The following is a 2,606-nucleotide window of genomic DNA, read 5'->3' as shown; positions in this document are numbered from 1 at the left end:
CTAAAAATAAACCAGTCTGTTACCTGAAGCAAATTTATGTTTAAGGATTATGAATCCTTGAAAACCGAGGCGAGATACGCATTCAACAATTGGTTTTTTGGATCCATTTCTTGGCGAATTTTTTTAAAATCATCCCAGTGCTCGTAAGCGTCTCTGAATTGTTTGCCGGTAAAACTGTTAAGTTTGCCCCAATGTGGTCTCCCACCATACTTTTGAAAGATTGGTTCGATCGCTGAAAACAGCGGTTTGTGGTCTTCCTCAAAGTAACGGTGTACCGCGATTGAAATGCTATCTCTTTTGTAGAATGGCGAGAGCCAGCAATCATCCGCTTTTACAAAGCGGCATTCGAAAGGGAAGAATACCTGCGGAAACTCTTTTTCAATCAATACCTTAATTTCATCGAGAGCTTTTAGTCCAATACTGGCCGGGAGGTGGTATTCCATCTCATTAAAGCGCACGTTTCGCTCTGTCGCATAAATCTGATGGCTATGGTCGATGTTCGTTTCGGTATTCAGCGTTTTCATGTATGTGCCAAGCACTAACTCGCGCAGCTCGTTATTCCAGCCTAAATAATCTCGAGCAAGTTTCAAATCCATCAACCCATCGTTACCGTCTAGCTCTTCTTTCACCGACGGCGCTTCTGAGGTTTCGTCGAGGGCATCACTCAAAATCATTCCGGTGAAGGGAATAACATAAAACTCAAAATTACGGTGTTGCTGCGCTAAAGCCTCGGCTGCTGCTAAACCCTCCGAGTACTTATGCCAGCGAGCGAGGCGTTTTAAACGGAAGGGTTCTCGGTTGCGCATACGGATTCGGGTCATCAAGCCAAGGCTACCTAAGCCTACTTGCGCGGCTTTGAACAGCGCTTGATTGTCTTGCTCGTTGCAAACGAACAGCTCCCCACTCGGCGTAACGAGTTCGATCTCGCTGACATAGGCCGACAAGCATTGCAGTGTTTGCCCTGTGCCATGCGTCGCGGTGCTGATGGCACCTGCCATTGTTTGACGGTCGACATCGGGCATGTTGATCATCGCCTGACCCATATCATTCAGAGCAGGGCCAATGGCGCTTAACTGCGTGCCAGCGCCAATGTCGGCCTCGTACTTGCTGCCAGAGACGGCGCTCACCCCGCGGATATAACTGGTACTGATAAGCGTATCGTTGGTTGGCACTAGCGCAGTGAAAGAATGACCCGAGCCGACCGAGCGCATTTTTCCAGAGTTATTCCGCATCCATGCCTGAACATCTAAAGTTGACTTTGGGGCGACGCGTTGGCTTGGAACGCACCGTTGGTTGCCGGACCAGTTTTGCCATGGCAGTGGCTTTGACCCAACGGCAATGTTTGGGACAGAGCTTGCCAGACATGCGGCAACGATAGATTTGAGAAGATCTCTACGATACATCATGGCGTTTCTTATTATCCGTTTAGTTTGTGCCTTAATTTTTGGGCGTTGCTAAATAGTAGACGAGGGATTCCAAGTCTTGTTGATCGCAGTCAAAACATTGTCCTAAGGGTGGCATGCCCTGATAGCCGTTAACGACTTTGTTGATAATGTCGTCAATAGGCTGAATGAGTATGGCGCTCCATGCTTCAGTGTCTCCGCGGAGCGGGGCGCCAGCACCTTCCACTTCGTGGCACGCTTTGCAGCTCGCTTCGTACTTAGCGAGTTGGCTCTCGCTAAGATTAACACTTGGGATTTGAGTGTTGCTGTCCGGCTTGCTGGTGCAGGCGCTGAGACCTGCTATTGCGAACATTGTCATCATGATCAACAAAGCGTTGCTTATTTTTCGGTGGCTCATGTTTTACTACGTCGCTATCTTTTCGCTAATGAATAGCTACTATATTTACACTCGTGCTTGCATCCCTAGTGCAAAATGGCCATTTTCAGGGTCTTACTGCGATAAGTTTCAAACCTTTTGAGTTATCCAGCTCTTCTATCTCTGGCGCACGTTCAATTACTTCCAGATCAGCATGATCTCCGAAGTGTTGGCTAAGATCATGCTTGAACTCATCAATGCTGATCTGCGGGTTGTTTAGGCAGCAGAGCATGGTTCCATCTTCCGCTAAGGCATGACGGCTGTGGTCAAGTAACTTCAAGTAGTCCTTCCAGCCTTGAAATGCTTTCTTCTGATAGGGCGGCGGATCGAGAATGATTAGATCATAGGGCTCACGACTTTCAAACCAACGTTGCGCTTTCAGAATATCTCTTTTGTAAAATGCTGAGCAGCCATCATGCAACTGATTACTTTGATGATTTTTTTGCGCGATTTTTAAGACGTTTGCGGCCATGTCTACGTTGTCGACTCGACGTGCACCGCCATGCAGAGCAAACAGTGAAAATACTCCGGTGTAAGAGAACAGATTGAGCACTCGCTTGTTGTGCGAATGGGCTTTTACCCAAAACCAGCCGGCACGCATGTCTAGAAAAACACCGGTGTTACGGTTCTTACCGAGCTTAATTTCGCAATGGAGTCCATCATCTATCATTCCAGGGAAAATTAAAGGCAACTCGAGCGGGTTGCGCGAGGCAAAAACGCTGGTGACAAAATCGGGCCACTCGCGCGATTGAATGAGAATAGCCTCAACAGTATCAAGCGCATCGAAC

General features: G+C 47.9%; 3 protein-coding genes. All 3 read right to left on the bottom strand.

The window, feature by feature from the left end:
• Positions 1–47 precede the first annotated feature (47 nt).
• Positions 48–1,406 (bottom strand): D-arabinono-1,4-lactone oxidase, encoded by a 1,359-nt coding sequence (locus A3751_RS07860; protein WP_068454059.1) that lies wholly within the window; start codon positions 1,404–1,406, stop codon positions 48–50.
• Between the two features lie 31 nt (positions 1,407–1,437).
• On the bottom strand, positions 1,438–1,800 hold the full coding sequence (locus A3751_RS07855) for a cytochrome c5 family protein (protein WP_068454056.1): 363 nt from the start codon (positions 1,798–1,800) through the stop codon (positions 1,438–1,440).
• An 85-nt stretch (positions 1,801–1,885) separates the two neighbouring features.
• The coding region (locus A3751_RS07850; RefSeq protein WP_068454053.1) for a class I SAM-dependent methyltransferase at positions 1,886–2,606 on the bottom strand (721 nt) is incomplete at its 5' end.

It is taken from the genome of Oleiphilus sp. HI0080, assembly GCF_001635135.1.
This window is presented reverse-complemented; position numbering and strand designations above follow the sequence as displayed.